This window comes from Variovorax sp. V116 (genome assembly GCF_041154435.1).
In the GTDB taxonomy this organism is placed as follows: Bacteria; Pseudomonadota; Gammaproteobacteria; order Burkholderiales; family Burkholderiaceae_C; genus Variovorax; species Variovorax paradoxus.
In genome coordinates this window covers 1806416-1828900 of record NZ_AP028661.1, presented here as the reverse complement: position 1 = coordinate 1828900, position 22485 = coordinate 1806416, and the positions used below count along the sequence as shown (strand labels likewise).

23 protein-coding genes are annotated in these 22485 nt (G+C 68.4%); 10 read left to right on the top strand and 13 right to left on the bottom strand.

Going from position 1 to position 22485, the window contains the following annotated elements; genetic code table 11:
- Nucleotides 1–2: 2 nt before the first annotated feature.
- The gene (locus tag ACAM58_RS08555) at nucleotides 3–1214 is read right to left on the bottom strand and encodes a YihY family inner membrane protein (RefSeq protein WP_012746812.1); all 1212 of its coding nucleotides are present in this window, start codon (nucleotides 1212–1214) and stop codon (nucleotides 3–5) included.
- Nucleotides 1215–1314: 100 nt separating this feature from the next.
- Between ACAM58_RS08555 and ACAM58_RS08550 the strand changes: the two genes are divergently transcribed.
- Together ACAM58_RS08550 and ACAM58_RS08545 are read left to right on the top strand one after the other, a co-directional pair.
- A complete protein-coding gene (locus ACAM58_RS08550; RefSeq protein ID WP_012746811.1) occupies nucleotides 1315–1722 on the top strand; it encodes a DUF2069 domain-containing protein in 408 nt (135 codons plus the stop codon).
- Complete coding sequence (locus ACAM58_RS08545) at nucleotides 1719–3152, top strand: FAD-binding oxidoreductase (protein WP_369664307.1); 1434 nt, start codon at nucleotides 1719–1721, stop codon at nucleotides 3150–3152. Before ACAM58_RS08550 ends, ACAM58_RS08545 begins: the two co-directional genes overlap by 4 nt.
- 135 nt (nucleotides 3153–3287) lie before the next feature.
- Here the strand turns inward: ACAM58_RS08545 and ACAM58_RS08540 are convergent, their stop codons facing one another.
- The 3 genes from ACAM58_RS08540 to nthA are packed head-to-tail and all read right to left on the bottom strand — an operon-like array spanning nucleotide 3288 to nucleotide 4947.
- Nucleotides 3288–3662: a nitrile hydratase accessory protein gene (locus ACAM58_RS08540; protein ID WP_012746809.1), complete on the bottom strand. Its 375-nt coding sequence runs from the start codon at nucleotides 3660–3662 to the stop codon at nucleotides 3288–3290.
- A complete protein-coding gene (gene nthB / locus ACAM58_RS08535) occupies nucleotides 3659–4324 on the bottom strand; it encodes a nitrile hydratase subunit beta (RefSeq protein WP_012746808.1) in 666 nt (221 codons plus the stop codon). Before nthB ends, ACAM58_RS08540 begins: the two co-directional genes overlap by 4 nt.
- Complete coding sequence (gene nthA, locus ACAM58_RS08530; RefSeq protein ID WP_012746807.1) at nucleotides 4321–4947, bottom strand: nitrile hydratase subunit alpha; 627 nt, start codon at nucleotides 4945–4947, stop codon at nucleotides 4321–4323. Before nthA ends, nthB begins: the two co-directional genes overlap by 4 nt.
- A gap of 36 nt (nucleotides 4948–4983) precedes the next feature.
- On the opposite strand from nthA, the gene ACAM58_RS08525 reads away from it, so the two are divergent.
- The 4 genes from ACAM58_RS08525 (at nucleotide 4984) to ACAM58_RS08510 (ending at nucleotide 7879) form a co-directional block, all read left to right on the top strand.
- A complete protein-coding gene (locus ACAM58_RS08525) occupies nucleotides 4984–5823 on the top strand; it encodes a thymidylate synthase (RefSeq protein WP_369664306.1) in 840 nt (279 codons plus the stop codon).
- A gap of 4 nt (nucleotides 5824–5827) precedes the next feature.
- A complete protein-coding gene (locus ACAM58_RS08520; RefSeq protein ID WP_012746805.1) occupies nucleotides 5828–6361 on the top strand; it encodes a dihydrofolate reductase in 534 nt (177 codons plus the stop codon).
- Nucleotides 6358–7479, top strand: a complete 1122-nt coding sequence (locus ACAM58_RS08515; protein ID WP_012746804.1) for a phosphatase domain-containing protein — start codon at nucleotides 6358–6360, stop codon at nucleotides 7477–7479. The genes ACAM58_RS08520 and ACAM58_RS08515 overlap by 4 nt, the downstream gene beginning before the upstream one ends.
- Nucleotides 7480–7639: 160 nt before the next feature.
- Nucleotides 7640–7879, top strand: coding sequence for a hypothetical protein (locus tag ACAM58_RS08510; protein WP_012746803.1), 240 nt, complete (start codon nucleotides 7640–7642; stop codon nucleotides 7877–7879).
- Here ACAM58_RS08510 and ligD read toward each other — a convergent pair.
- From ligD to ACAM58_RS08470, 8 genes are all read right to left on the bottom strand, one after another.
- Nucleotides 7866–10409, bottom strand: a complete 2544-nt coding sequence (ligD, locus tag ACAM58_RS08505) for a DNA ligase D (RefSeq protein ID WP_369664305.1) — start codon at nucleotides 10407–10409, stop codon at nucleotides 7866–7868. The genes ACAM58_RS08510 and ligD overlap by 14 nt on opposite strands.
- The gene (locus ACAM58_RS08500) at nucleotides 10388–11401 is read right to left on the bottom strand and encodes a lysylphosphatidylglycerol synthase domain-containing protein (protein ID WP_369664304.1); all 1014 of its coding nucleotides are present in this window, start codon (nucleotides 11399–11401) and stop codon (nucleotides 10388–10390) included. The genes ligD and ACAM58_RS08500 overlap by 22 nt, the downstream gene beginning before the upstream one ends.
- Nucleotides 11391–12878, bottom strand: a complete 1488-nt coding sequence (locus ACAM58_RS08495; RefSeq protein ID WP_369664303.1) for an ATP-binding protein — start codon at nucleotides 12876–12878, stop codon at nucleotides 11391–11393. The genes ACAM58_RS08500 and ACAM58_RS08495 overlap by 11 nt, the downstream gene beginning before the upstream one ends.
- Nucleotides 12879–12943: 65 nt before the next feature.
- Nucleotides 12944–14449, bottom strand: a complete 1506-nt coding sequence (locus tag ACAM58_RS08490) for an ATPase domain-containing protein (protein WP_012746799.1) — start codon at nucleotides 14447–14449, stop codon at nucleotides 12944–12946.
- A gap of 174 nt (nucleotides 14450–14623) precedes the next feature.
- Entirely contained in the window at nucleotides 14624–14803 is a 180-nt protein-coding gene (locus tag ACAM58_RS08485) for a hypothetical protein (RefSeq protein ID WP_012746798.1), read from the bottom strand.
- Between the two features lie 79 nt (nucleotides 14804–14882).
- The gene (locus tag ACAM58_RS08480; protein WP_012746797.1) at nucleotides 14883–15839 is read right to left on the bottom strand and encodes a cation diffusion facilitator family transporter; all 957 of its coding nucleotides are present in this window, start codon (nucleotides 15837–15839) and stop codon (nucleotides 14883–14885) included.
- 52 nt (nucleotides 15840–15891) lie between these two features.
- Nucleotides 15892–16071, bottom strand: coding sequence for a DUF3606 domain-containing protein (locus tag ACAM58_RS08475; protein WP_012746796.1), 180 nt, complete (start codon nucleotides 16069–16071; stop codon nucleotides 15892–15894).
- A 144-nt stretch (nucleotides 16072–16215) separates the two neighbouring features.
- Complete coding sequence (locus tag ACAM58_RS08470) at nucleotides 16216–16992, bottom strand: metallophosphoesterase (RefSeq protein WP_307594007.1); 777 nt, start codon at nucleotides 16990–16992, stop codon at nucleotides 16216–16218.
- Nucleotides 16993–17122: 130 nt separating this feature from the next.
- Between ACAM58_RS08470 and ACAM58_RS08465 the strand changes: the two genes are divergently transcribed.
- The 4 genes from ACAM58_RS08465 to ACAM58_RS08450 all read left to right on the top strand — a co-directional run bounded on the left by ACAM58_RS08465 (nucleotide 17123) and on the right by ACAM58_RS08450 (nucleotide 21704).
- Entirely contained in the window at nucleotides 17123–17959 is an 837-nt protein-coding gene (locus ACAM58_RS08465; protein ID WP_062362394.1) for a nucleotidyltransferase, read from the top strand.
- A 156-nt stretch (nucleotides 17960–18115) separates the two neighbouring features.
- Nucleotides 18116–19597 carry an aldehyde dehydrogenase family protein gene (locus tag ACAM58_RS08460; protein ID WP_369664302.1) on the top strand — a complete coding sequence of 494 codons (1482 nt, stop codon included), beginning with the start codon at nucleotides 18116–18118 and terminating at the stop codon, nucleotides 19595–19597.
- Between the two features lie 41 nt (nucleotides 19598–19638).
- On the top strand, nucleotides 19639–20358 hold the full coding sequence (locus ACAM58_RS08455; RefSeq protein ID WP_369664301.1) for a cupin domain-containing protein: 720 nt from the start codon (nucleotides 19639–19641) through the stop codon (nucleotides 20356–20358).
- Nucleotides 20359–20378: 20 nt separating this feature from the next.
- Entirely contained in the window at nucleotides 20379–21704 is a 1326-nt protein-coding gene (locus ACAM58_RS08450; RefSeq protein ID WP_369664300.1) for an NAD(P)/FAD-dependent oxidoreductase, read from the top strand.
- Between the two features lie 99 nt (nucleotides 21705–21803).
- Here the strand turns inward: ACAM58_RS08450 and ACAM58_RS08445 are convergent, their stop codons facing one another.
- Nucleotides 21804–22403: a TetR/AcrR family transcriptional regulator gene (locus ACAM58_RS08445; RefSeq protein WP_369664478.1), complete on the bottom strand. Its 600-nt coding sequence runs from the start codon at nucleotides 22401–22403 to the stop codon at nucleotides 21804–21806.
- Between the last annotated feature and the right edge of the window lie 82 nt (nucleotides 22404–22485).

Below are 22485 nucleotides of genomic sequence, written 5' to 3'. Positions count from 1 at the left end.
TATCAAATCAGGAGCACGTCGCCCAGGCGCAGCGAGTGCAGCGGGCCTTTGCGCCAGAGGTCTTCGAGCGGCTCGGCGCGCGGCATCAGCAGTTCCCTCAGCAGCGGCTCGATCGGCGTGGACGGATCGGCCAGCAGCACATAACGCGGATCCTCGTTGGCGGTTTCCTCGGCGAGCGGCGCGATCCAGTCCAGCGCCACCAGCGTTTCGAGCACCGGCACCACCTGCAGCGCATCGACCCGCATGCGCGTGACGAGCTCGGTGGCGCCCATGCCCTTGGCCGGCGTGGCGCGCGCCCGCGCCAGGTGCTGCAGCACCTCCATGGCCAGTTGCAGGGGCCACCCGGCCCGCCCGCCCCGGCGCGCAACGCCGGTCAGCAGGCTCGGCAGGTAGGCCGCGATGACCGCGCCCAGCAGCACGATCACCCAGGCCACGTAGATCCACACCAGCAGGATCGGCACAGTGGCGAAGGCGCCGTAGAGCACCGAATAGGTCGGCACCAGGCTCAGGTAGTAGCCCAGCACGCGCTTGGCGATCTCGATGGCGGCCGCCACGAAGAAGCCGCCGGCCCAGGCATGCGACCAGCGCACGTTGGTGTTGGGCACGTAGTGGTAGAGCGAGGCCATGCCGGCCGCGAGCAGCACGAATTCGAAGGTGTCGAAGAACAGCTTGAGGATGCTTCCGCCCACCACGTCGCGCGATGCGGCAAACACGTACGAGGTGGTCGAAAGGCTCACCGCCAGGATCAGCGGCCCGAGCGTGATGGCGGCCCAGTAGATCAGCACGCGCTGCGCAAAGGGCCGGGGCGAGCGCACGCGCCAGATGTTGTTGAGCGTCTTGTCGATGGTGAGGATCAGCGCAATGGCGGTGATCAAGAGCACCACCAGGCCCGCGATGCCCAGGCCGCCGGCTTTGCTCGAGAACTGGTTCAGGTAGCCCAGCACCTGGCGCGCGATGTTGTCGGGAATCAGGCTCTCGATGAGCCAGCGCTGCAGCCGCCCCTGCAGCTTGGCGAACATCGGGAACACGGTGAAGAGCGCCAGCGCCACCGTGAAGAACGGCACCATCGCGATGGTGGTGGTGAAGGTGAGGCTGCTGGCCGTGAGGCCGAGCCGGTCTTCGCGGAAACGCTCGCCCAGCACCGCCGCGGTGTTGCCCCACGGAAAGCGCGAAAGATCCCTCCAGAGCTGACGACGATTCATGGCCGGTATCATAAGAACCCGAATCCTTCCCTCGTCTTCGCGCACTTCGTGTCGCCGTGGCCTGCGCTCGAAAAAGCCGGCCCGGCCAACCCGGTTCCGCGGTGTTCTGCCCATGACAACCATCACGCCGCAAGCCTCTTCTTCCGTCAGCGCCACCCGCTGGCTCGCCGTGGGCAGCCTTGCCGGCCTGATCGTGCTGGGCCTGGCCTGGGAGCTGTGGCTCGCGCCGCTGCGGCCGGGCGGCTCGCTGCTGGCGCTCAAGGTGCTGCCGCTGGTCATTCCGCTCGCGGGGCTCTACAAGAACCGCATGTACACCTACCGCTGGGTCAGCCTGATGATCTGGCTCTATTTCACCGAGGGCGTGGTGCGCGCCTGGAGCGACACCAACGGCGTGGGGCAGGTGCTCGCGCTCATCGAGGTGCTGCTGTGCCTCATGCTCTTTGCGGCCTGCGCCTGGCACGTGCGGCTGCGCCTGCGCAATGCCAAGGCGGCCCGCCAACTGGAGACTTCCACCCCATGACGACTTCTTCTTCCGCTTCCCTCGTCGATCAACTGCGCGCCATCGTGGGTGCGCAGCACGTGCTGAACGAGGGCGACCTCACGGCCTACGAACAGGACTGGCGCAAGCGCGCACGCGGCAAGTCGCTGGCCGTGGTGCGGCCGGCCAATGCGCAGCAGGTGGCCGAGGTGGTCAAGGCCTGCGCCGCGGCGGGCACGGCCATCGTGCCGCAGGGCGGCAACACCGGCCTGGCCGTGGGCTCCATTCCCGACGACAGCGGCACGCAGGTGTTGCTGAGCCTGCAGCGGCTGAACGCCATCCGCACCATCGATGCCGCCAACCTCACGATGACGGTGGAGGCCGGCTGCATCCTGCAGACGCTGCAGGAGGCGGCCGAGAAGCAGGGCTTCCTGTTTCCGCTGAGCCTTGCGGCCGAGGGCAGCTGCACCATCGGCGGCAACCTGGCGACCAATGCCGGCGGCACGCAGGTGGTGCGCTACGGCAACACGCGCGAGCTGTGCCTGGGCCTCGAGGTGGTCACGCCGCAGGGCGAGATCTGGGAAGGCACCAGCGGGCTGCGCAAGGACAACACCGGCTACGACCTGCGCGACCTGATGATCGGCAGCGAAGGCACGCTCGGCATCATCACCGCGGCCACCATGAAGCTCTACCCGCTGCCCGCCGCGCAGCTCACGGCCTGGGCCGCGGTGCCCTCGCTCGACCACGCGGTCACGCTGCTGGGCCTTGCGCACAAACAGCTGGGCTCGGGCCTCACGGGCTTCGAGGTGATGGGCCGTTTTGCATTGAGCCTGGTCGACAAGCACATGCCGCAGCTGCGCGTGCCCTTCATCGGCAACGAGGCCGTGCCGTACTGTGTGCTGCTGGAGAACTCCGACAGCGAATCCGAAGACCATGCACGTTCGCGCTTCGAGGCGCTGCTCGAAACGGCTTTCGAAGACGGCTGCGTGACCGATGCGGTGGTGGCCGAGAACCTCGCGCAGGCGCACCAGCTCTGGCACATCCGCGAGAGCATTCCGCTCGCGCAGGCCGAAGAAGGCCTGAACATCAAGCACGACATCTCGATTCCGGTGTCTCGCATTCCGGCCTTCGTGGCGGAAACCGACGCACTGCTGGCGCGCGAGATTGCCGGCGTGCGGCTGGTGAACTTCGGCCACCTGGGCGACGGCAACCTGCACTACAACGTGCAGGCGCCCGAGAACATCGACACCAAGGCCTTCTTGAAGAACGAGGAAGAGCGCATCAACACGCTGGTGTACGACGCGGTCGAGAAGTTCGGCGGCTCGTTCTCGGCCGAGCATGGCGTGGGTTCGCTCAAGGTCGACAAGCTCGAGAAGCACAAGTCGCCGGTGGCGCTGGAGATGATGCGGGCGATCAAGCGCGGGCTCGATCCGAAGAACATCCTGAACCCGGGCCGCGTGATCCGCGTCTAGGCAGCTGTATTTCTCCCTCCCCTCCCGGGGGAGGGCCGGGGTGGGGGCACGCGGCCTTCGATTGAGCGCTGCGCCGATGCGGGGGCAGCCCCCATCCCAACCTTCCCCCAGCGGGGGAAGGAGCAAGACAGCAGATCAGCCAGGGAAATCCTCGCCGCGCAGCTCGATCGGCTGCCCGTGCGGCGTGCGGTCGGCCGCATGGTCCCAGGCGTGGCGGTAACGTGCCAGTTCCTCGTCCGAACTGGCGCCCTTGCGCGCGACCAGGCTTTCGAGCGCGGCGAGCCAGTGGCGGTAGTAGGTGTTGCCGGTGTCGGGGTCGCCCGCGGCCTGCGCGGCCGCGATCTGCGCCGCAAGCGCTTCGGCCCACTCGACCCAGCTGAACAGACCGCGCTCGTGCAGCGCGAGCGTCATCGCAAAGGCCTGCGCTTCCCACGGCTCGCGGAACACCGGACCATCGGCATCGCGCGGCATGCCGGGCGCGAGCGCGAGCGGTGGCATGTCGATCTTCATGCGGAAGCCTCCAGGTAGCTTTCCCACGCATCGACCGACACCGAGAGGTTTTGGCGCGGCGCCGCATTGCCCCAGAGCTCGGCCTCGTCGAAGACCACGGTGTAGAGCCACTGCGGCTGCTCGCCCTGGCCTTGCGCATGTGCGTCGGCAAACACATGCGCGCCATGGACATGTTCGATGGTGCCGCGCTTGCCCTGCACATAGCCCGGCAGCCGCGTGTGATGGTCGGCCTTGCCGATGTGCATGCGCACGGCCTGCCCGACGGCGAAGCGCGCAGGGCCTGGCGCGGCGCGCTCGGTCGGCGAACCCTTGGCGAGCACCGCGGGCACGTTCCCGGCTTGCAGCACGCGGGCGACCGGCTCGGCCGGATGGCGCATCTCGCCAGTCGCGATCTCGTCGGGAAAAACCTGCCCGCGCTGCAGCATCAACTGCTCGAGCGCGCCAAGCCATACCTGGTAGTAGCTCAGGTCGCGGTAGTTCGGCAGTGTCTCGCGCACGGCGCGGCTCGCATCGATGTTCCAGGAGCCGGTCGCTCCCATGGCCAGCGTGAGCGCCAGCGCGCGCGGCTCCCACGCGGCATGGAACAGCTCGCCCTCGGGCTCGGGCGTGACCGGGCCGAAACCGGGCTGGCCGCCAAGGTCGGCATGCGTGACATAGCTCATGAAGCACCCCCTGTAGAGGCGGCTTCCACCCGCCGAGTGCCGATCATCGAGTCGCGCGTGACCAGCGCGGCAAGCTCTTCTTCGCTCATGCCTTCGGTGCCTTCGGGGCGCTGCGGGATGACGAGGTAGCGCACCTCGGCGGTCGAATCCCAGACCCGGATGCGCGTCGATTCGGGCAGCACCGTGCCGAAATCGGCCAGCACGCCGCGCGGGTCCTTCACGGCCCGCGAGCGGTACGGCGCGCTCTTGTACCAGGTGGGCGGCAGGCCGAGCACCGGCCAGGGATAGCAGCTGCAAAGCGTACAGACGACCATGTGGTGCTGCTCGGCGGTGTTCTCCACCGCCACCATGTGCTCGCCCTGCCGGCCGGTGTAGCCCAGCGAGGCGATGGCGGCCGTGGCATCCCTCAGCAGCCAGTCGTGGAACACTGAGTCGACCCAGGCCCTGGCCACCACGCGCGCGCCGTTGCGCGGGCCGATGCGGGTCTGGTAGGTGTCGATCAGCACGTCGAGCGCGGCCGGATCGATGTAGCCCTTCTGGGTGAGCACGCTCTCGAGCGCCCGCACCCGCAGGTCCATCTCGCCGAGTTCGCTGTGTTCGTGGGAGTGGTCATGGCCGGTCATCGGCCAATGCTAGCGCCGCCCCGTAAAATTCCCAACATGACCTCGCCCGCCCGCCCCGTCCGCTCCCAGTACGAAGACTTCATGCGCCATGTGGACACGCACGGCGTCCACAAGAGCGACCGCACCGGCACGGGCACCAAGAGCGTGTTCGGCCACCAGATGCGCTTCGACCTCCACGAAGGCTTTCCGCTGGTGACCACCAAGAAGGTGCACCTCAGGTCCATCATCCAGGAGCTGCTGTGGTTCCTGACCGGCTCCAGCAACAACAACTGGCTCAAGGAGCGCGGCGTCACCATCTGGGACGAGTGGGCGCGCGAGGACGGCGACCTGGGCCCGGTGTACGGCGTGCAGTGGCGCAGCTGGCCGACGCCGGACGGCGGCCACATCGACCAGATCTCCGAAGTCATCAAGACCCTGAAGACCAACCCCGATTCGCGCCGCATCATCGTGAGCGCATGGAACGTGGCCGAGCTCTCGAAGATGGCGCTCATGCCCTGCCATGCCTTCTTCCAGTTCTACGTGGCGCCGCCGCAGGCACCGGGCGAGCGCGGCAAGCTGAGCTGCCAGCTCTACCAGCGCAGCGCCGACATCTTCCTGGGCGTGCCCTTCAACATCGCAAGCTACGCGCTGCTCACGCACATGGTGGCGCAGCAGTGCGATCTCGACGTGGGCGACTTCATCTGGACCGGCGGCGACTGCCACATCTACAGCAACCATGCCGAGCAGGTGGCGCTGCAGCTGAGCCGCACGCCCTACCCCTACCCCACGCTGCACATCAAGCGCAAGCCGGCCTCGATCTTCGACTACCAGTACGAAGACTTCGAGGTGCTCGACTACCGGCACCACGATCCCATCAAGGCACCGGTGGCGGTGTAGGCCCATGTCCGAGCTCGCCACGACACCGCGCATCCACCTGATCTTCGCGCGCGCCGCCAACGGCGTGATCGGCGCCAAGGGCACCATTCCCTGGCACCTGCCCGAAGACATGGTTCACTTCAAGCAGCAGACGGCCGGCGCCCCGGTCGTCATGGGCCGCAAGACCTGGGATTCGCTGCCGCCGCGCTTCCGGCCGCTGCCGGGCCGCCGCAACATCGTCGTGACGCGGCAGGACGACTGGAAGGCCGAAGGCGCATGGCGCGTGGGCAGCCTGCAGGAAGCGCTCGCGCTGTGCGAGGAATCGCAGGTGCCCGACGTGTGGATCATCGGCGGCGCGCAGATCTACGCCGAGGCCGAGCCGCTCGCGCAGCAGGTGGTCGTGACCGAGCTCGCGCACGACTACGAAGGCGATGCGCATGCGCCGGAGCTCTCCCCCTCCGCCTGGCGCGAAACCAAGCGCGAAGCGCATGTCTCGGCGAAGGAGGGCCTCAACTACAGCTTCGTGACCTACGAACGCATCGCGCCATCGAAGGCATGAACGCAGAGGAGCCGCGCGCCATCGCCCCGCCGCTGCGGCGCCGCTCCCTCATGGTCGGCGCCGCATTGCTTTGCGGCCTGGCGCCCATGCAGGCGCTGCGCGCGGCCGAGCGGCTCGATCCCGACCAGGAAGCGCTCTTCATCCCCGGCACCGCGCGCCCCACCGCCGATGGCCGGCTCGAAGTCGACATCCATGCCTGGGTCTACGAACCCGAGCGCCGCTGGGGCCTGAATGCCGCGTTCGCGCGCTACCTGGGCCTGAACCTCAAGAAGCTCTCGCCGGCGGCGCGGCTGCGCTTCAACCAGCGCACCGCGCTGTTCCACGCCGAGTCGGAAGAAGGCAAGGTGTTCGAACTCGACTTCGACGGCAGCGCCGCGCGCGTGGCCACGCCGCCTTCGGGCGCGGACGGCCGCATGAACATGCGCATCGTCATCGACGTGCCCCGCCTCTCGCCTTCGAGCGAGTGGCTGAAGTTCCATGCCGTGACCGGGCCCGGCGAGCTGCTGCACCGCTTCAGGGGCGAGGCGCTGATCGTTCCCGCGCAGGGGCTGTCGGTCATTTCGGACATCGACGACACCATCAAGCGCACCCAGGTGCGCGACCGGCGCGAGATGCTGCTGAACACCTTTGCGCGGCGCTTCGAGGCGGCCCCCGGCATGGCGGCGTACTACCGCGCGCTGGCCAAGGCGCCGGACACGCGCTTCCACTATCTTTCGGCCAGCCCGATACAGCTGTACCGCGCGCTCGCCGATTTCCTTCGCGATGCAGACTTTCCCTTGGGCAGCATGCACCTGCGCGAAAGCACGACCTGGCGCACGCTCATCCCCGGCGAGCAGGATTCGCGCACGCACAAGCTCGGCGTGATCGAGCGCCTGCTGGCCGACTTTCCGCAGCGCCGGTTCATGCTGGTGGGCGATTCGGGCGAGAGCGATCCCGAGATCTACGGACAGGTCGCGCGCGCCCACCCCGGCCGCATCGACAGCATCGCGATACGCGACGTGACCGGCGAGGACGGCCGCGCCAAGCGCTATGCGGCCGCCTTCGAAGGCGTGGCGCCCGGCCTCTGGCAGATTCTTTCCCCCGAACGGCCCCCGGCACCGATCCAGCTGGCAAGGTGAGCGCCCGCCGCCGGAACACCATCGGCACCTTGGTTTCCAGCACAGCCAACAAAAGAACACTTAGGTACACACTGGAAAGTCATGTGCCTCGCAGGGACTAGGCAGAACTGTGATTTTTTCCGCAGAATGTCACTCCACCATCCAGACAAGGAGACGGCTCATGTCCATGGAGTTTCTTCGGGTCATCGCCGAGCAGAAATTGCCATACGTCGTCCACACGCCAGCCGACATCGACAGGCTGCGCGTGCTGCGTGCGGCCGAGCTGGTGACCGCTTTCATTCCGCCGTCCAGCCACGCGCCGGACGACCGGGCGATACGCCATCTCGCCCAGGTGGAATCGATCACCGCCAAGGGCAAGCTGGCGCTGAACAAGGCCACCTCGGCCTTCATCGAACTCTGAAGCCCAGCAGCTTCATCGCGGCTCCCGGACTCTTTGCAGCCTTTGCATACGCGGCCCACGGATCGTTGCCGCGGTCGAGCCGTGCATGGATGTTCCGCAGGGTCCACTGCGCACCGCTCGTGAGCGTGGGAACCTCCTGCCATTCCACCGGCACCGACACGCCCATGCCGGGGCGCGCCCGCACCGACCAGGCGCAGATGGTGGTCGCGCCGAAGCCGTTGCGCAGGTAGTCGATGAAGATGCGGCCGACGCGGTTGTCCGGCCCGCTCTTGGCGACGAACATCTGCGGCAGGGTGCGCGCCATGTGCCGCACGATGGCCTGCGAGAAATCCTTGATGGTGTCCCAGTCGTACTGCCGCTTGAGCGGCACCACCACGTGCAGCCCCTTGCCGCCGCTGGTCTTGCAGAACGGCGCCAGGCCCAGTTCGTCGAGCACCACGCGCATCAGCTCGGCGGCCTGCAGCACCATGGGCCAGCCGACGCCCTCACCCGGGTCGAGGTCGAAGGTCATGCGGTCGGGCTTGCCGATGAGCGTCTTCAGGCCGTTCCAGGTATGGAACTCGACGACGTTCATCTGCGCCGCACTCAGCAGCCCGAGCGGCCCCGCGATCTCGATCAGCTCGGGGTGCTTGGGCCACAGCGCCGCATCGAGCTGCCGCACGCCGGCCATCTGCCCCAGCTCCAGGTGCTTCTGGAAGAACAGCTGGCCGCCGATGCCCTGCGGCGCGCGCACGAACGACACGGGCCGGCCCTTCAGGTGCGGCATCATCAGCGGCGCGACCAGGCCGTAGAAGCGCACCACCTCCACCTTGGTGATGCCGGTCGACGGATCGACCACGCGGTCGGCATGCGAGACCTTGAAGTTGGCGGGCATGGTGGCGGCGGGTTCGGGCTCAGCCTCCGCTTCGCGGCCGGCGCCCGCCGGGTGCACCGGCTTCTCGCGGACGATGGCCTTCGCGGGCTTGTCCGAGCGCACGCTGTGGAACACCGGATGCCGCACATGGCCGTCCTTCGTCCATTCGGAAAACGTGACCTCGGCCAGCAGCACCGGCTTGACCCAGTGCGCGCGTCGGTCGTTCTCGGTCGGGTTCTTGAACGGCCGCTTGTCGATGCCGAGCGGCTTCAATCTTTCGAGCATGTCGGCGAGCGTCCGGCCGTTGAAGCCCGCGCCCACCGCGCCGGCGTAGACGAGATCGCCCTTGTCGTCGTGCACGCCGATCAGCAGTGCGCCAATGCCCACGCGCGAGCCCTTCGGATCGGTATAGCCGCCGATGACGAACTCCTGCCGCTGCGAGCACTTGAGCTTGATCCAGTCGGGCGAGCGGCGCGAGGCGTACGTGCTGTTCTTGCGCTTTCCGATCACGCCTTCGAGCCCGATCTTGCAGGCCGAGGCCACGATGTCCTCGGGCGGCGCATCGAAGATCTCGCTGAAGCGGATTTCGGGCGGCGCCTTGGCCAGCAGCGCCTGCAGCAGGCCGCGCCGCTCGACCAGCGGCACGCCGGTGAGATCGAAGCCGCCGTAGTACGGCAGGTCGAAAAGGAAGTAGACGATGTTGCGCGTGTTCTCGCTGTCGAAGGCGTTCTGCAGGGCCTGGAAGTCCGTGCCGCCGGACTCGTTGAGCACCACGATCTCGCCATCGAGCCAGCCGGGCGCGAGCTTCATGCGCTCGATCGCGTGCACCAGGTGCGGCATGCGGCTGCTCCAGTCATGGCCGTTGCGCGTGACGAGCTGCACGCCGCCCTTCGCATCGATGCGCGCGAGCAGGCGGTAGCCGTCGAACTTGATCTCGTACAGCCAGTTCTCGGGATCGGGCGGCGGGCCATCGACCAGCGTGGCGAGCAGCGGCGAGAGCTTGGCCGGCATGGCGGCCTTCACCGCATCGGCGGGCATGCCGCTGGCCGATGCCTTGCCGCCGCGCTTTCTGGCCGGTGCGGCCGGCGCCTCGGCGGGCGCCGAGACCGCCGCAGCGGGCATCGGCATCTGCGCCACGCTGTCCGGGAACTGGTCGACCACGCTGAACTCCGCGGCCGGGCGGGCGTACTCGTCGTGCTCCTTGATCAAGAGCCACGCGTCCTGCTTGTCGTCGGCCTTGCCGTGCATGCGCACCAGCGTCCACTTGCCGCGCAGCTTGTAGCCGTGCAGCTCGAACTTGAGGCGCCCCGCCCTGTAGCCCTTGCGCGGATCGCCGATGGGCGTCCAGCTGCCCTTGTCCCAGATGATCACCTTGCCCGCGCCGTATTGCCGGGGCGGTATCTCGCCCTCGAACTGGTTGTAGGCGATGGGATGGTCCTCCACATGCACGGCCATGCGCTTGTCGTGCGTGTCGTAGCTCGGGCCCTTGGGCACGGCCCAGCTCTTCATGACGCCATCGAGCTCGATGCGGAAGTCGTAGTGCAGGCGGGTGGCCCAGTGCTTCTGCACCACGAACTGCAGCACGCCGGGCGCCGATGCGCCGCCCTCCGCGGGCTCGGGGGTGGCGCCGAAGTTGCGCTTTTCCTTGTAGCGCTTCAGGGGGTTTGCGCGCGCCATGGTGTGTCGGCCTCCGTGTCCAGCGGGTGGCTTGCCGCGTAGCGTTCGAGCAGCAGGTAGAGCACCAGGCCGCCGGCCAGCGGCAGCAGGTAGTAGAGCGCGCGGTAGGCCAGCACGGCCCCCATCAGCGCGCCCTGGCGCACGGTGCCCGAGAGCAGCGCCAGGTACACGGCCTCGAGCACGCCGAGCCCGGCCGGGATCGGCGTGATCACGCCGACGATGGACGCGGCCAGCAGCACGCTCAGCGTGGTGGCGTAGGGCACCTGCCGGCCCAGCAGCAGGTACATCGCGCAGCCCATCAATGCCCAGTTGGCGGTGGAGAGCGCGAGCTGGACGACCGCAAGCCGTGCCGAAGGGAGCCTCACCCGCCGCCCCCTCAGCTGCCACTGCCGCCCGCGCAAAAAGGCGCAGGCCGCCACGTACGCCGCCGCAAGAAGGATCATCAGCACGCCCAGTGCGCGCAACGCGTCCGCCCCGATGCTGGCCTGGCGCGGCGGCGTGATGATGCCCGCGGCGAACAGGCCGCCGGCCAGCAGCCCGTAGCCGAGCCAGTTGGTGGCCAGGCTCACGCCGACGATCTGCGCCACCACGGCTTCATCGAGGCCGGCGCGCGCATAGAGCCGGGCGCGCATCCCGATGCCGCCGACCAGCGAGCCCAGGTTGAGGTTGAAGGCATAGCTCGTCACCGCGATGGCCCAGGTGCGCCAGCGCGGCACGCGGTGGCGCGTGTGCCGCCGGCCGATGAGGTCGAAGCATCCGTAGAGCGCATGGCTGGCGGTCGTGATGGCCCACACCCCCAGCAGCAGCATCGCCGGATAGCGCTGCAGCGCCTCCCATGCGCCGGCCCAGTCGACCTTGTGCGCATGCGACAGCAGCAGGCCCAGCACCACGAGCCCCAGCAGCGGCAGCAGCCATCGGCGGCTGCGGCGCCACAGCGACAGCCGGCCGGCCGGATGGTCCGCCGCCGAAAGCGTGGTCGCGTCATGGTTCATGGTGCGGCCCCAGGGTCGAGATCAGCGCCGCCAGGTCCAGCGGCTTGAGCAAGTGGTGGTCGAACCCCGCCAGCGCGATGCGCTCCTTATCGCCATGCTGGCCCCAGCCGGTCAGCGCGACCAGGATCAATCCGGCCAGCGCGGGGTTGGCGCGCAGCCGGGTTGCGAGCTCGCAGCCGTCCATGCCCGGCATGCCGATGTCCAGGATCGCGAGCCCGGGTGCCGGCCCCTCGGCCACCATGCGCAGCGCGGCATCGCCGCTGTAGGCCACGCGCGTGGTGGCGCCCATCGAGCGCAGCAGCTCGCCCAGCGCGTCGGCCGCGTCCCGGTTGTCGTCGACGATCAGCACCGTGCCCGGCAACCAGGCCGGCCAGCCGCGAACGGCCGGTGCCGGCGACGCGGGCACGCCGCTCTCGACGCGGGCGAGCGGCAGGCGCACGCAGAACATCGCGCCCTGGCCCAGGCCCGCGCTGCTTGCCTCGACGCTGCCGCCGTGGAGTTCGACCAGGCTCTTCACCAGCGTGAGGCCGATGCCCAGGCCGCCCTGCGCCGCCTTGGAGGTGCCGCTCACCTGCACGAACATCTCGAAGATCGACTTCAGCATGTCCGGCGCAATGCCGGTGCCGTTGTCCCAGACCTCGACCACGGCCTCGCGCCGTTCCCGGCGCAGCTCGATGCGGATCTTTCCGCCGGGCGCGGTGTACTTCGCAGCGTTGTTGAGCAGGTTGGAGAACACCTGCGTGAGGCGAACGCCGTCGCCGCGCACCACCACCGGCTCGCTGCACAGCTGCTTGCCCAGCGTGTGCCTGGCGCCTTCGAGCAGCGGCCGGCTCAGCTCGATGGCGTCCTCGATCACTGCTTCGAGCGCCACCGCCTCCATGCGCAGCTCGATCTTGCCGCGCGTGATGCGCGAGACCTCCATCAGGTCGTTCACGAGCCGCACCATGTGGTCGATCTGCCGCCCCATGAGCTCGTAGTAGCGCCGGGCCTCCGCGGGCTCGTGCGGCTTGCGCATCAGGAGCGTGAGCGCGGTGCTCATCGGCGCGAGCGGGTTGCGCAGCTCGTGCGCCAGCGTTGCAAGGAACTCGGTCTTGCGCTGGTCGGATTCGCGCAGGCCGTCGAGCAGCTCGCGCAGCTGGTACTGCCGGTTGCGCGCCCTGAGGGCCGTGCGGACCGTGCTGATCAGCGAGGCCACGCGCATCGGCCGCTCGATCACGGTGACGTTCGCGAGCCGGTCCATGGCCTTGGCGATGACGGGCGAATCGGCGCCCTGGCGCGCCAGAACGAGCACCGGCAGATCGGACCACGGCGGCTGCGAGCCCAGCACTTCGGCCAGCGCGGCCGCGGCCGGATCGGCCAGCACTTCCTCCGCCACCATGATGGTGCCGGCGCCTTCCTTGATGCCCTGCACGAGCTCGCACAGGCTGTCGCAGGTGTGGGCCGCAATCTGTGCGCGGGCCAGTACGGCGCTTGCCATGAGGGCGTCCCTGGAGGTGGCGGTCCGCAACAGGATGCGCTGCTCGGCGGATGCGGCGGGCGGGCTCACGATGCGTGCTGCGCGCCGTCGGTGGGAATGGGGATGCCCGTCAGGATGCCCCTGAAATGACGCAGCGGCTCGCCCACCTTGAGGCCCGTGGCGGTCATCGAGAAATCGCGGATGCTGCGCTCGTGCGCGCCGCCGCGCTTCTTCAGCACCGAGATCGCCTGGCGCACCTCGCCCTCCAGCTCGAAGTAGCGCAGCAGCACCACCGCGTCCGCCAGGTAGCTCGCATCCACCGGCGTCTTCATCTGCATGCCGATGAGGCCATGCTGCGCGCCCACCAGCAGCGTGGCGACGCCGGCCTGGCCCAGGTAGGAAAGCAGCTCGTGCAGCTGCACGATCAGGAAGCGCTCGTCGGGCATCGCGTTGAGGTAGCCGTTGAGGCTGTCGATCACCACCACCGCCGCACCGCACTCCACCACCGCCAGCCGGATCAGGTGCACGAACTCGCCCGGCGACAGCTCGGCGGGGTCGACCTGCCGCACCTTGATGCGGCCGGATTCGATGTATGGCCCGAGGTCCATGCCCATGCTTTCACAGCGCGTGCGCAGCGTGTGGATGCTCTCGTCGAAGATGAAGAGGGCCGCGCATTCGCCGCGCTGCGCCGCCGCCAGCGCAAACTGCACGGCCACCGTCGACTTTCCCGTGCCCGGCGCGCCGACGAACAGCGTGCTGGTGCCGCGCTCCAGGCCGCCGCCCAGCAGCGCATCGAGCGCTTCCAGGCCGCTGGGAATGCGCGCCGGCGCCACCGCCGGCGCCGAGGGATGCTCGGAAGCGACCAGGCGCGGAAAGACGCGCAGGCCGCCGCGCTCGATGCGGTAGTCGTGGTAGCCGCCGCGGAACTGCTGGCCCCGATACTTGCTGACCACCAGCCGGCGCCGCGCGGCGCCGTAGTCGGAGCTGATCTGCTCGAGCCGGATCACCGCATGGGCAATGCTCTGCACCTGCAGGTCGTGCTTCATGGCGGTCATGTCGTCCAGCAGCAGCACCGTGCACTGGCGGCCCGCGAAGAACTGCTTGAGCGCGAGGATCTGCCGCCGGTAGCGCAGCGAGCTGCCGGCCAGCAGGCGCAGTTCGGACAGCGAGTCGAACACCACGCGCGAAGGCTTGAGCACATCGACGTCCGAGAGGATGCGAAGGGTCGTCTCGCTGAGCTCGACCTCGGACGGGTGGAACATCGTGTACTGCTCGTCGGGCTCGAGCGCGGTCTCCGACGGAAGCATCTCGCGCACCTCGATGCCGCTCAGGTCCCAGCCATGCGAGCGCGCCACGCCCTTGAGTTCCTGCGCAGTTTCCGACAAGGTGACATACAGCACCGACTCGCCGCGCTTCACGCCTTCGATCAGGAACTGAAGCGCGATGGTGGTCTTGCCGGCACCGGGCGTGCCCTCGACCAGGTAGAGGCGGTTGGACGTGAGCCCGCCGCCAAGAACATCGTCGAGGCCGGGAACACCGACTTTGATCAGGCCGTCCTGGGCGGACGGCACGGCCGTACCGTCGAGCTTCATTTCTTCTTCCTCCATCGTTGGGCAGACAGTCCTTTCTGCCCTGTTCTGCTTGCGATCTGCTGGCGCAAGGATTTTTATCAAGAGGCGCGGCCCCCGGGTTGTAGGGCATCGCCCTTCTTCGAGACAAGACAACGCCACTGCGCTGCGGCCGCTGCGCGCGGCCCGCGCACGGCCTCAGGACTTGTCGGGCGTCTTGCGCTCGGCATCGCCCGGATCCTGGAGCTTCTTGTTGCCGACCTTCTTCATCTGCTCCTCGCCCTCGGTGTCGCTGCCGTCGGTGGGCACGGATTCTTCCTGGGTGATCTCCGGTTCGTCGGGGGAGCGCTCGCGGCGCTTGGGCGATGGCTTGTTCATGGCTGGCAACCTCCTGAATGAGCCCCGACAGTGGAGTGCCAGCGGCGCGGGAGCGCTCAGGCAATGGCGGCAGCGGTCGTCAGCCAACGCCGACGATCCCGCCGGTCCGCGCGGAAGCCGCGTCTTCATCCACGGGCGCCTCGCTCGCCTCGATGAAGAGCCGCCGGATCATCGGGAAGCGCCCGCGCACCTGCTGCTCGATCGCGGCGATGGCATCGGCGGCCTCTCCGGTCGCCGTGCCCTCCCTGAAATTGAGGTCGACCACGGCCAGCACCTCGTCGGGGCCGATGTACATCGACAGCACGTGGCCCACGTCCTGCACGCTCGGCTGCTCCATGGCCAGGGCGCGGATGGCGCGCGCGGTCTCGGGGCGGATGCCCTCGCCGATCAGCAGCCCGCGGGCCTGGCTGATCAGCAGCACCGCCACGCCGGCCAGCAGCAGCCCGATCACCACCGAGGCCGCGCCGTCCAGCGCCGGCATGCCGAGCCGGTGGCTGAAGTAGATGCCCAAGGCCGCCACCGCCAGCCCGGCCAGCGCCGCCGAATCTTCGGCCAGCACGGTGTAGGTGGTCGGGTCCTTGCTCTGCCCGAGCGCGCGCCAGAACGGCGCACCGCGCGACTGCACGCGGAACTGCCGCAGCGCAACCAGGAAGCTCGCGCCTTCGAACAATGCGGCCAGGCCCAGCACCACGTAGTTCCAGCCCGGATCGCGCATCGGCTCCGGTTTGCGGATGTGCTGGATGCCCTCGTAGAACGACACGCCGCCGCCCAGCCCGAAGATCAGCACGGCGACGATCAGGCTCCAGAAGTACAGCTCCTTGCCGTGGCCGAAGGGATGCTCGGCGGTCGCCGGCCGCTGGCTCAGCCGGATGCCCACCAGCAGCAGGACGCCGTTGAAGGTGTCGACCGCCGAATGGATGCCTTCGGACAGCATGGCCGAACTGCCGGTGATGCCGGCCACGGTGAACTTGGTGGCGGCAATGGCCACATTGGCCGCGATGGCGCCGTAGATCGCAAGCTTCGATTCGGCAGCCATCAGGGTTTCGGACGAAGGGGCGCCGCTCGGCCCTTGCGTTCAGCCCCGGCCTTCAGGGAAGGCCGAGGTAGATCCGCAGATCGTCCTTCATGGTCCCCGCCGAGGCGACCGCCATGCGCAGGCGGGCCTCGCTGACGCCAAAGCACTTCGTCCAGTAGTCGACCTCTTTCAGGTCGGTGATGTCGATTCGCTCGTCGTCCTGTGGGACGCGGATCTCCATGTCGTCCGGCATCGCGGGATCTCCAGGTGGGTTGGAGACGGAAGTTTCACCGCGCAGCAACGCCGCCATGCCAGCCGGATGCCATGGCTCGTGCAGGACAGGTTCTACATGCTGTCGCCTGCCGCGGTTTCGGGATGTTTCATGAACGCGCCCGGCCTATGTCGCCGCCGGTTCCTCTTCCGTGGCCGGCTCGCGCGGCAGCTCGTACAGGAAGAAAGGCGGCGCGTCGGGCCGGCTGCGCTGCAGCAGGGGCTTGGCGACGTTGTAGACCGGCACGCCGCTGATGGTTCGCCCCTCGAGCGTGCCGCGGTGCGCATGGCCGTGGAACACCGCATCCATCGGATAGCGCAGCAGCGGCTCTTCCAGGCGGCTGCTGCCCAGGAATGGAAATATCTCCACCGGCTCGCCCTGCACCGTGCCGGCGATCGGCGCGTAGTGCAGCAGCGCAATGCGGCGCCGGGTGCGCAGCTTGGCCAGCGCCGACTCCAGCTTCATCGCCTCGTTGAGCGCCTCCTGCACGAACAGCTTGATCGCCGGTTCGCCCCAGGCCCCCAGCGAACCGCGTCCGAAGCCGCCGGCAAAGCCCTTGGTACCGGCAATGCCCACGCCTTCGATCTCGCAGGCCGCGCCATCGAGCACGCAAACGCCGGCATGCACGAGCGCCTCGGTCACCCGTTCGGGCGTGCCGGATTCGAAGTCGTGGTTGCCCAGGACGGCGACGATGGGGATCGGGACGGCACCGAGTTCCTCGGCCAGCACCTTGGCTTCCTCGGCCGTGCCGTAGTCGGTGAGATCGCCGCACAGCAGCAGCGCGTCGGCCTCGTCGGCGGCCTGCGCGAAGAAGCTGCGCAGCGTGCCCGCCGCGTCCTTGTGGACATGGATGTCGCCCACTGCGGCGAACCGGACATGGGAGGAAGATTTCGGATTGGGCATTGCAGCAAGGCTGCGCCCGGATGCCGCCGGCCGTGATCGGCCTCATCCTGCGGCGGCTGTAGGCGCCTGCCGACGACCGATGGGGCCGTTTGCTCCGAGCCCGCCTGCGGGCCGGCTCTACATTGCCTGAATGGAGCCCACGGCCGGTCTTGCGCTTTCGCTGGAAGAAGCAGAAGAAGTCGAGCCCCGCGTGGCCGACTTCTACCGGCAGACGCTGCGCGCGCTGAACGGTGCGGACATTCCCTTCCTGGTCGGCGGCGCCTTCGCGCATGCCTGCCACACCGGCATCCGCCGCTCGACCAAGGACCTGGACCTGTTCATCCGCCGCGCGGACTACGAACGCATCGCGCAACTGATGCAGCAGCACGGCTGGCGCACCGAGATGAGCCATCCGCACTGGCTCGCCAAGGTGCACGACGGGCCGGAGTTCATCGACCTGATCTTCAACTCGGGCAACGGCCTCATGCCGGTGGACGAGCGCTGGTTCCGCGGCAACAGCCGCGCCGCAGTCCTGGGCGTGCCGGTGCTCGTTGCCAACGTGGAGGACAGCCTGCTGTCCAAGGCCTTCATCATGGAGCGCGAGCGCTACGACGGCGGCGACATCGCCCACCTGCTGCAGGCCACCGCCGAGCGGCTGGACTGGCCCGGCCTGCTCGAGCGCTTTGGCCCGCACTGGCGGGTGCTGCTGGCCCACCTGACCTTGTTCGGCTACATCTACCCCGGCGAGCGGCAGCGCATTCCCGGCTGGGTGATGGAGCGGCTGATGGCGCGGCTGGCCGAAGAGGTGCGAGAGCCGCCGGCGCCGAACGAGCACGTGTGCGCCGGCACCCTCCTGTCGCGCGAGCAGTACCTTCACGACGTCGAGCAATTGGGCTACGTGGACGGCCGCCTCACCGCCGCCAGCACCATGACGGCCGAAGACGTGGCCGGCTGGACCGAGGCCATTGCGGACCGAAGATCGCAATAGGAGCAGGCGGCGTGGAAGCCGCTGACACTGCACGACGGCAGGATCTGCTGTCGCGGTTCGCACAACGGCAGCCTGCTTTGTGCAGGACCCCCATTGAAGCACCGGCGCGAGGGGCGCGCGGCCTAAGATTTTGGGCATGCAAAGAAGGCCCCATCCATGAACTCATCGATCGTCGACCACCTGGGGCGCGCTGGCCGCCTGGACCGCATGTTTGTCGGCGGCGAGTGGGTCTTGCCTGAAACGCAGACTCGCGCCAGCGTCGTCGACCCGTCGACCGAGGAGCCGGTCGCGGAGATCGCGCTGGGCAGTGCCGGGGATGCCGCCGCAGCCGTGGCCGCAGCGCGGCGCGCATTCGCGGCCTGGTCCGCGAGTCCGGCCCAGAGCAGGGCCTTGCTCCTCGACCGCATCCACGCGCTGGTCCTCGAGCGCGCAGAACTGTTCGCCCAGGCGATCTCGCTGGAGATGGGCGCGGCCATCGACTTCGCGCGCCGCACGCAGGTGCCGTCTGCCGCGGAGCACATCCGCGTGGCCCGCGACAATGCGCGCGGCTATGCGTTTGTCACCCATCGCGGGGAGATGGCCATCGTGCGCGAGGCCATCGGCGTGTGCGGCCTCATCACCCCCTGGAACTGGCCGCTCTACCAGATCACCGCCAAGGTCGGCGCCGCCCTCGCAGCCGGATGCACGGTCGTCCTGAAACCCAGCGAGCTGTCGCCCCTGAGCGCCCTGCTCTTTGCCGAAGTGATGCAAGACGCCGGCATTCCGCCCGGTGTGTTCAACCTCGTGAATGGCAGCGGACCGGAGGTCGGCGCGGCCCTGGCGCAGCATCCGGAGGTGGACATGATCTCGTTCACCGGTTCGACAAGGGCCGGCGTCCTGGTGGCCCAGGCAGCGGCACCCACGGTGAAGCGCGTGGCCCAGGAACTCGGCGGGAAATCTCCCAACCTCATCCTGCCGGATGCGGACGTGGCGCGCGCCGTACCGGGAGGCGTGGCGGCGGGCTTTCGCAACGTCGGCCAGTCCTGCAGCGCGCCGACGCGCATGATCGTGCCCCGAGCGCGCCTGCACGAGGTCGAGCAGATCGCGCGCGAAGCGGCATCCGCCATGGTGGTGGGCGATCCGCGTTCGCAGCAGACCACGCACGGCCCGGTGGCAAACCGCGCTCAGTTCCATCGCGTGCAGGAAATGATCGGCATCGGCATCGCCGAAGGCGCGCAGCTTGTCTGCGGCGGCCTCGGCCGGCCGGAGGGCTTGAGCCGCGGCTTCTACTGCCGACCGACCATCTTCAGCGCGGTGCATTCCCGGATGCAGATCGCGCAGGAGGAGATCTTCGGGCCGGTGCTCGCGTTGATTCCCTACGACAGCGTGGACGAGGCCGTGGAAATTGCGAACGACACCGTCTATGGCCTGGGCGCCCACGTGCAAGGCAAGGACCTTGCCGCGGCGCGCGCCGTGGCGGCGCGGATCCGGTCCGGGCAGGTGCACATCAACTATCCGGCCTGGAATCCGCACGCGCCCTTCGGTGGCTACAAGCGCTCCGGAAACGGCCGCGAATACGGCATCGAAGGTCTCGAGGAGTACCTGGAAACCAAGGCCATTCTCGGCTTCCAGGATGCCTCGGCACCCGCCGCCGAATGACAGATTTCAAGGAAGACATTGCGCATCGCGCAGGAGCAATCATGACCGTGGCCCTCGTACTGCACCGCGCCGGCGGCGCCCCCCTTTCCACCGCCTTCCGCAGGGCGCCGTTCGGCAAGGACGATCCCTTTGCGCGGCACCGCGAGATCGCGTGGGAAGGACCTGGCACGATGAGCGCGGGCCGCACCAGCTTCATCGGCGAGCTCGAAGTCGCCAGCTATCCCCACATCGAAACCATCGTCGTGGTCGAGGGCGAGCTGACCCTGACGGCAGCCGGCGCGGCCCCGCTGGTGGTCGGCCCCGAGGCGGGCGCCGTCATCGGATGCGGGACCTCGCTTCGCATCCAGGCCGGATCCCGCGTGCGCTTCGTGTTCTGCGCCGCCGCTTGCGAGAGGCCGACGAAGCGCGGCGTCTTCCCGCTGCATGCCGACGCCGACTTCAAGCCCACGGCCACGCTGCCCGCGGAAGTGCTGCTGGGCCCCCAGCCGGAATGCCGCAGCGACAAGGTCTTCATCGACGATGGCGCGCAGTACAGCGCCGGCGCCTGGGACTCGACCCCCTACCACCGCATCGTTCGGCCGCACCGCATGAACGAGTTCATGCATCTGCTGGCCGGCAGCGTGCGCTTCGCAGCGCCTGATGGCAGCGTGCTTTCCACGGCAAAGGGCGACGCGCTTTTCGTGCCACAGGGCGCACCGATCGGCTGGGAAAGCAGCGATCGCGTGGCAAAGTTCTACGTGTGCCAAAGCGTTGCGGCTTGAGCGGGCGAGCGAGATCCATCATGTCGCCTCCGCTGCAACACATCCAGACTTCGCCCACGCTGCCGGCTTCGGCCGATGTCGTCGTGATCGGCGGCGGCATCATCGGCGTCTTCAGCGCCTATTACCTGGCCCAGCGCGGCCTGTCGGTCGCCCTGGTGGAGAAGGGCCGGATCGGCGCCGAGCAGTCGAGCCGCAACTGGGGCTGGTGCCGGCAGCAGAACCGCGATGCCCGCGAACTGCCGCTGGCAACCAAGAGCCTCGACCTCTGGGAACGCTTTGCCGCCGAGAGCGGTGAGGACACCGGCTTTCATCGCTGCGGGCTGCTGTACCTCAGCAACGACGAGGCCGAGATTTCCCGCTGGGCCAGCTGGCGCGAGTTTGCAAAGACCGCCGGCGTGACGACCCACATGCTGAGCGCCCGCGAGGCCGCCGAGCGCGGCCATGCGACCGGCCGCGCCTGGAAAGGCGGCGTCTTCTCGCCCAGCGATGGCACCGCCGATCCTGGCAAGGCCGCGCCGGCCGTGGCCGCTGCGCTCATCAAGCTCGGCGGCAGCGTCCACCAGAACTGCGCGGCACGCGGCATCGAGACCGAAGGCGGACGGGTCAGCGGCGTGGTCACGGAAGCCGGGGTCATCAAGACCAGGACGGTCGTGATGGCGGGCGGCGCCTGGGCGTCTTCGTTCTGCCGGCAACTGGGCATCCGCTTTCCGCAGGCCTCGATCCGCCAATCCATCCTGAGCGTGTCCCCTGTGGAGCAGCGCCTGCCGGATGCCGTGGTGAGCGGGGGCGTGTCCGCCACGCGCCGCAACGACGGACGCTATGCACTGGCCATCAGCGGCCGCGCGCGCGTGGACCCGACCGGGCAGTTCATGCGCTTCGCGCCGCAATTCGTGCCCATGTTCGCCAAGCGCTGGCGCAACCTTCGCCCGGGCGGCCTGGAAGCCATCCGCAGCGGCCATGAAACGCTGGCGCGCTGGCGGCTCGATGCGCCAACGCCGATGGAGCGCGTGCGCATCCTCGATCCGAAGCCCGATCTGCCCACGGTGAGGGAGACCCACCGCCGCGCCATCGAACTGCTGCCCCAGCTGCGCGACGCCAGGATCACGCATGCCTGGGCTGGCTACATCGACAGCACGCCGGACGGTGTTCCCGGCATCGGCGAGGTGCCCGGCATGCCGGGGTTCATCCTGGCCGCGGGCTTTTCGGGGCACGGCTTCGGCATCGGCCCGGGCGCCGGCCACCTGATTGCCGACCTTGCCAGCGGCGCCGAACCGATCGTCGATCCTGCACCGTACAGGCCAGGACGGTTCAGCGGCTCGGCATGGGGCAAGGTCGCTGATTTCTAGGCTGCGCCTGCGGCGGGCCGCCGAAACGTTATTTGCTTTGCGTATCGAGCGGCGTGACCCGCCGCCCCTTCATCGCCGCGATGCGAAGACGAACAGAAACTAGGAAGCACGCGCGGGCGCACCCGCGCGCAGTCCGTCCATGACGAGATCCATGAGTCGCTTCAGGCGTGGTTGCCAGTCGCCCTTGGAGTCGATTTGCCAAATGCCTGCAATGGCCAGAAAAAAGTCATCCGTGGTGACGCCTGGCCGAATGGTTCCGGCTTTCTCGTTGGCCTGAAGCAGGCGTTGAGCAGCGCCGATCACTGGCGCATATCGAGACTCCTCCGAGCACTCAGGCGCACTGGAAGCTTGGCGCAAGGCATCGGCCAGGCCGGCCTTGGTCATGGCGTACTGGGCGAGACGGTCCATCCATTCCCGCAGCGCTTGTTGCGGCGGACTGGTCTGGAGCAGTTGCTCGGCGAGGTCCGCGACCTGCGCCATCTCGTAGCGATAAACCTCCCACACCAGTGCATCTCGACTGGGGAAGTTTCGATAGAAGGTCGCTTGCCCAACGCCGGCCTTCTTCGCGATGGCGCTCAGCGGAACGTCCACTGATCGTGTCAATTCGGCAATTGCCGCTTGCAGGATCCGTTCGCGGTTCTGCAGTGCGTCCGAACGCAGTTGCGGGTCCATCTTCTTCGGCACTCGTGCCCCCTCCATCAAGCTCACTTGCAAAGCGGACAATTGTCCGGTATGGTTCGGCAAATGGACAACTGTCCGTTTTGGCTCATTTTATCTATCT